Origin of the sequence: Streptomyces sp. KR55 (genome assembly GCF_052245645.1) — a bacterium.
In the GTDB taxonomy this organism is placed as follows: Bacteria; Actinomycetota; Actinomycetes; order Streptomycetales; family Streptomycetaceae; genus Streptomyces; species Streptomyces flavusporus.
This window is the reverse complement of the sequence record NZ_JBQQCE010000066.1, coordinates 22342-28423: the sequence shown is the minus strand read 5'-3', so window position 1 is coordinate 28423 and position 6082 is coordinate 22342. Positions and strand designations below refer to the sequence as shown.

Below are 6082 nucleotides of genomic sequence, written 5' to 3'. Positions count from 1 at the left end.
CTGTCTTCTGTGGGGGTGCCGGCGGCGCGGCTTGGTGCTGAACTGTCGGTCAGTGGCGCCCGGCGCCGATCGGCGCGGTCTCCTCGCTCGCCGTGGTGTCGTGAGTGACCTGCGGCCAGTGCGCGTACTCCTTGCCGCCGCGGCGGCCGGGCGCGGTCTCCGGCATGAAGCACAGGGCCACGATGCTGACCGCGATGAGGGCAGCGACGTACACGGCGACCCAGGTGAACGAGCCGTCGCCGGCCAGCAGCAGCGCGGTGGCCACCACGGTGAAGGGGCCGCTGGCGAGCATCGATCCGAACTGCCAGACGATCGAGATGCCGCTGTAGCGGGCGACCGAGGGGAAGAGTTCGGGGAAGTACGAGGCCTGCGGGGCGTAGGTGCCCGCGTGGCCGAAGGCCAGGCCGGCGATCAGCAGCAACACGATCACGGCCATGTTGCCGGTCTGGATCGCCTTGAAGGCGGGGACGACCAGCAGCAGGTTCAGCACCGCCGCGGCCAGGTAGACCGGGCGCCTGCCGACGCGGTCGGTGAGCCGGCCCAGCAGCGGGATCATGACCAGCTCGGCGCCGACCGCGATCAGGACCGCGTTGAGCACCATGCCGGAGTCGACGCCCTGGTCCTTGGCGTATGCGACGAGGAAGACGGTGTAGAAGGGGAAGACCGCGGCCTCGACGAACTTGGTGAACAGTCCGCCGAACACCTCGCGGCGGTTGTTCCGCAGCAGCAGCTTCACCGGCGCGGTCTGGGCCGCCTGCGTGTCCTTCGCGGCCTTGAAGGTCTCGGACTCGTTGATCCGCAGCCGGATGAACAGGCCGATGACCACGACCAGCGCGCTGAGCAGGAAGGGGATCCGCCAGCCCCACGCCAGGAAGGCCTCGTCGGACAGCTGGGTGGTGAGCAGGGCGAACAGCCCCGTGGGGATGAGGTAGGCGGCCGGGGAGCCGAGCTGGACGAAGCTGGCGTAGAAGCCCCGTCTGGCCGGCGGGGCGGCCTCCGCGGTGAGCAGAACGGCGCCGCCCTGCTCACCGCCGACACCGAAGCCCTGGATGAGGCGCACCAGCACCAGGATGACCGCGGCCCAGATGCCTATCTGGTCGTACGTCGGCAGAAGTCCGACGGCGAAGGTGCCGAGGCCGGTGAGCAGCTCCTCGAGGTCGTAGGCGGACTCCGGGAACGTCCGGACCGTGGCCTTCAGGGCCTTCTGGTCGTCGGGGGTGAAGGCGCGCAGGGCGTGCTGGACACGGTTGCCGAGCTGGGCGAGGACGTCGGAGGGCACGTCCTTCGCGGTCTGCGTCACGAAGAACACCCCGACCCCTTTCGAGCGAATGAGCCGCACGGTCTGCGTGATCGAGTCCAGGAACGCCTTGGACGCGTCGTTGAACAGCAGATGCGCCTCGTCGAAGAAGAAGACGAGCTTGGGCTTGTCGACATCCCCGACCTCCGGGAGGTCATGGAACAGATCGGCCAGCAGCCACATCAGGAAGGTGGAGAACAGCTGCGGCTTGTCCTGTACGGCGGGCAGCTCCAGCACCGACACCAGGCCCCGCCCGTCCTGCGCCGTCCGCAGGAACTCGGCCGTGTCGAACTCCGGCTCCCCGAAGAAGTCGCCCATGCCCTGCGCCTCGAACGCGGTCAGCGAACGCAGGATCACCCCGGCCGTGGCCGTGGACAGCCCGCCGATGTTCTTCAGCTCCGCCTTGCCCTCGTCGGAGGTCAGGAAGGCGACGACCGCCCTGAGGTCCTTGAGATCGACCAGGTCCAGGCCCTTGCCGTCGGCGTAGTGGAAGATCAGGCCGAGGGACTGCTCCTGCGTCCGGTTGAGCTGGAGGACCTTGGCGAGCAGCACCGGGCCGAAGCTGGTGACGGTGGCGCGGACCGGGATGCCGTGGCCGATGCCGCCGAGGGCGTGGAACTCGGCCGGGAAGCCGGTCGCCGTCCACTGCTGGTGCACTTCCGAGGCGCGGGAACGCACCTTGTCGTTCGGCTGCCCCGGCGCGGAGATCCCGGAGACATCGCCCTTGATGTCGGCGAGGAAGACGGGCACGCCCTGCGCGGAGAGCTGCTCGGCGATCAGCTGGAGCGTCTTGGTCTTGCCGGTGCCGGTGGCACCCGCGACGAGGCCGTGCCGGTTCAGCATGGACAGCGGGATGCGGATCCGGGCGTCGGGCAGGCAGGTGCCGTCCCACAGCAGGGCGCCCAGATCGAGGGCCGGTCCGGTGAAGGTGTAGCCTACAGCGATCTTCAGGGCCTCCTGCGGGAGGGCGGGAGCGCTGCCCGGTGCTTCGGGTGTGGTGGCCGCGGGCATGGTCTCGCTGTCGCTCATGTCAGACCCCAGTTTCCGGTTCGCCCCGCTTTACAGCATCTTTTCCAGCGTCGCACTCCGGCGCCATGGCTGCGCCCGGAACGTCTTGACCGGTAGGCTTTCCGTGTGATCTTCAAGCGCATCGGAAACGGCCGGCCGTACCCCGACCACGGCCGGGAAAGCACCCGGCAGTGGGCGGACGTCGCGCCGCGCCCGGTCCGCCTCGATCAGCTCGTGACGACCAAGCAGCAGCTCGACCTCGAGACCCTGCTGGCCGAGGACTCGACGTTCTACGGCGACCTCTTCGCGCACGTCGTGAAGTGGCAGGGAGACCTGTATCTGGAGGACGGCCTCCACCGCGCGGTGCGGGCGGCCCTCCAGCAACGCCAGGTGCTGCACGCACGCGTGCTCGAGCTGGACTGAGGCCCGCCCAAGGCACCCGCCGGCAACGGCTTGGCCCTTTCGGGTTCTCCTGAGCGGCGTCGAATGATCATCTAGTAGGCATTGCCGCCCGGGCGCACTACGCTGCGCCCATGAGCATGCTGACTCCCCCCGGAATGGGCGGCCAGTACCGCATCACGGGGGACAAGTACCCGCGGATGCGCCCGCCCCGGCGGCGCGGCAGGCTCGTACTCCTCGTCACCGCCTCCGTCGCCGTGCTCGGCGTCCTCGGCTGGGGAACCCTCCAGCTCGTCGACGTCTTCACCGGCGGCGACAAGGCCTCGGCCGCCGGCCCCAAGGCGGACTGCGCGACCGAGGCGAGCCCCTCGCCCAGCGCGGCCAGGGACCTGCCCGAGCCCCGCGCGATCACCGTCAACGTGCTCAACGCCACGACCCGCAGCGGCCTCGCCAAGCAGACCGCCGACGAACTGAAGAAACGTGGCTTCAGGATCGGCGACGTGGGCAACGCGCCGAAGGAGTTCGACAAGAAGGTCGGCGGCACCGGCATACTCCTCGGCCCCACCGCGTCCCTGAACACCTCGCTGCCCGTCCTCGCCACCCAGCTCACCACCGCCGAACGCCGCACCGACGCCGGACGCAAGGGCCCGGCCGTCGACCTGATCCTCGGCAACGGCTTCAAGGGGCTGACGAAGCAGGCGGACGCCACCGCGGCGCTGGCCGCGCTGGCCAAGCCGGAGCCGACGCCCACCGCGTCGAAGAAGAGCTGCTGAGAAGCGGTAGCAGTAGCACCGTAGGGGTGCGGTTGTGCGGCGGCTGCGGGTCCATTGTGGCTGGTCGCTCCCCCACTCTCGGCTTCTCCCCCACTCTCGGCTTCTCCCCCACGCTCGGCTTCGCTCGCGCGGGGGGGACCCCCATGAGCGGGGGGACCCCCATCGCGGCGGAGTCGCATGTTGATACAGCCCCGCGCCCCCAGGGCGTCCCCGTCGGCGCCTACTCGGCCGCCCCGTACATCCGGTCCCCGGCGTCGCCCAGGCCCGGCACGATGTAGCCGTTCTCGTTGAGGCGCTCGTCGACCGATGCCGTCACCACCGTCACCGGGGTGCCCGCCAGTTCGCGCTCCATGAGCTCGACGCCCTCCGGGGCGGCCAGCAGCACCACCGCGGTCACATCGTCGGCGCCGCGCTTGATCAGCTCCTGGATCGCCGCGACCAGCGTGCCGCCGGTGGCGAGCATCGGGTCCAGGACGTACACCTGCCGCCCGGAGAGGTCCTCCGGCATGCGGGTGGCATACGTGGACGCCTGCAGCGTCTCCTCGTTGCGGATCATGCCCAGGAAGCCCACCTCGGCGGTCGGCAGCAGCCGGACCATGCCGTCCAGCATGCCGAGGCCGGCCCGCAGGATCGGCACCACCAGCGGGCGCGGGTGGGAGAGCTTCACGCCGGTGGTGGAGGCGACCGGCGTCGTGATGTCGACCTGCTCGGTGCGCACGTCGCGCGTGGCCTCGTAGGCGAGCAGGGTGACCAGCTCGTCGGCGAGACGGCGGAAGGTCGCGGAGTCGGTGCGCTGGTCGCGCAGCGTGGTGAGCTTGTGGGCGACCAGTGGGTGGTCGACGACGTGGAGACGCATGCCCCCAACAGTAGCCGCGCTTCGTGGCCGCCACGCCCTGGCGTCAAACCCCCCGTCCGGGGGAAGGTGGGAGGGACGGATAGGGGTGGTGTGCCTATGCCTGACCTGCCTGACCTGCCCGAGGGCGACACTCCGGGGGACCGGGATTCCGCCGGACGGCGCACGGCCGCGACGCCGCAGGAGACCGACGCCGAGCGGAGACGGCGCCGGGCACGGTTCCTGCGCGAACTCGCCGAAGCGCGAGAACTTCGTGACCGCGTCCAGCCCCGGCGCGCCAAGACGGCCCGGCTGCGCCACGCGATGCGCATGCGAACGTTCCGCTGGTAGATCCACTGCCCGGGCCGGCGGCGGGAAGATCCGCGCCCCGCACGGTCGTTGTGGGAGTGGACATGCGGGGCCGACCTCGAAAGCCGCGTACGATCCGCAGGTGGCGGCAACGAGTGTGCTGGTGAGTCGTTCACGGACATGCGATCAAAACTGCCGGACACAGGGAGCCGAAGACGTCCCCTGAGCGCCTTGTTTCTGCCACGATTCCGAGTGGGTGGGACTCGGAGCCCGAGCTCTCCCCGCCCGCAGCCTCCGCCGGGGGGACCCCCAACCGGCACGCCTCTGACCAGTGGGAGAGTCACGGTGTACTTCGCCGCACTGCTCGCGCGCACCGAAGACGGGTGGGAAGCGAGCGACACAGAGCTCGACGATGTGGAGACCCTGTCGGATCTGGCCGACCTGGCCCGGGAAGCCTCTCCCGACGACGACACGGTGCTCGTCCTGATCGAGCAGGAGGACGCCTGGTTCGGCGTCGTCCGCATCGATGGCGAGGACGACCCTCGGATCTACGTCTCGGACGCCGCCGCAGCCGCCCGCAGCAGCTACGGCGAGATCCTGCTCACCGACGAGCTGCTCGGCAGGGAGCCCGGCGACGACAGCGCCGACCTGGACTCCCTCGACCTCGACGGCACTGAGGACGGTGAACCCGACGACGACGCCGACGCGGACGTCGGCGACGGCGGCTCCGCCGAGGCCGTGCCGCACGGCCCGGTCGGTGACACCGCTGTCCTCGACGACCTGGGCGTCAGCGAGAAGGAGCTGCTGTCGCTCTCGGAGGACGCCCTGACCTCGATCGCCGAGTCCCTGGGCGCCTCGGAGGTCCTGGAGACCGTCCGCTGACCCCGCCCGACACCGCACGGTTCCCCGACCCGGTACGCGACCGCTGGCGGGCCGCGATGCGGCACGCTCTGGACGAGGCCGAACGGGCCGTCCGCGGCGGCGACGTCCCCGTCGGCGCGGTCGTGCTGTCCGGCGACGGTACGACCGTGCTGGCCACCGGGCACAACGAACGCGAGGCCACCGGCGACCCGACCGCGCACGCCGAGGTCCTCGCCATCCGCCGTGCGGCGGCGAAGCTGAGAGAATCAGCGGCGCGAAGCGCCTCCGGCAAGGGTGGTGGTGGGAGACGGGCGGGCGAATGGCGGCTGACCGGCTGCACCCTCGTCGTCACCCTCGAACCCTGCACGATGTGCGCGGGCGCGATCGTCCAGTCCCGCGTGGACCGCGTCGTCTACGGCGCCCGCGACGACAAGGCGGGCGCGGCCGGCTCCCTCTGGGACGTCATACGCGACCGGCGGCTCAACCACCGCCCCGAGGTGATCGAGGGCGTGCTCGCCGAGGAGTGCGCCCGGCTGCTCACCGACTTCTTCCGCGACCGCTGACCGACCGCCGTGGCAGGCCCGAATACCGATTTCGGACCAT

Annotated in this window: 6 protein-coding genes and 2 pseudogenes; 5 read left to right on the top strand and 3 right to left on the bottom strand. The window is 70.7% G+C overall.

Features of this window, described 5'->3' with window-relative positions; genetic code table 11:
- Positions 1-49: 49 nt before the first annotated feature.
- Together ACTWQJ_RS12560 and ACTWQJ_RS12555 are read right to left on the bottom strand one after the other, a co-directional pair.
- Positions 50-1087 (bottom strand): annotated as a pseudogene (locus tag ACTWQJ_RS12560) (MFS transporter); the annotation flags it as partial.
- Between the two features lie 35 nt (positions 1088-1122).
- Positions 1123-2326: pseudogene (locus ACTWQJ_RS12555) on the bottom strand (helicase HerA-like domain-containing protein); the annotation flags it as partial.
- A gap of 105 nt (positions 2327-2431) precedes the next feature.
- Here ACTWQJ_RS12555 and ACTWQJ_RS12550 point away from each other — a divergent pair.
- Positions 2432-2728 (top strand): type II toxin-antitoxin system VapB family antitoxin, encoded by a 297-nt coding sequence (locus tag ACTWQJ_RS12550; protein WP_004943146.1) that lies wholly within the window; start codon positions 2432-2434, stop codon positions 2726-2728.
- Positions 2729-2862: 134 nt separating this feature from the next.
- Positions 2863-3477, top strand: coding sequence for a LytR C-terminal domain-containing protein (locus tag ACTWQJ_RS12545; RefSeq protein ID WP_443306706.1), 615 nt, complete (start codon positions 2863-2865; stop codon positions 3475-3477).
- 220 nt (positions 3478-3697) lie between these two features.
- Here the strand turns inward: ACTWQJ_RS12545 and upp are convergent, their stop codons facing one another.
- Positions 3698-4333 carry a uracil phosphoribosyltransferase gene (gene upp / locus ACTWQJ_RS12540; protein ID WP_129798663.1) on the bottom strand — a complete coding sequence of 212 codons (636 nt, stop codon included), beginning with the start codon at positions 4331-4333 and terminating at the stop codon, positions 3698-3700.
- Between the two features lie 96 nt (positions 4334-4429).
- On the opposite strand from upp, the gene ACTWQJ_RS12535 reads away from it, so the two are divergent.
- From ACTWQJ_RS12535 to ACTWQJ_RS12525, 3 genes are all read left to right on the top strand, one after another.
- Complete coding sequence (locus tag ACTWQJ_RS12535; protein WP_224737178.1) at positions 4430-4660, top strand: hypothetical protein; 231 nt, start codon at positions 4430-4432, stop codon at positions 4658-4660.
- 303 nt (positions 4661-4963) lie between these two features.
- On the top strand, positions 4964-5500 hold the full coding sequence (locus ACTWQJ_RS12530) for a tRNA adenosine deaminase-associated protein (RefSeq protein ID WP_443306704.1): 537 nt from the start codon (positions 4964-4966) through the stop codon (positions 5498-5500).
- 56 nt (positions 5501-5556) lie between these two features.
- On the top strand, positions 5557-6042 hold the full coding sequence (locus ACTWQJ_RS12525; RefSeq protein ID WP_443306703.1) for a nucleoside deaminase: 486 nt from the start codon (positions 5557-5559) through the stop codon (positions 6040-6042).
- Positions 6043-6082 lie beyond the last annotated feature (40 nt).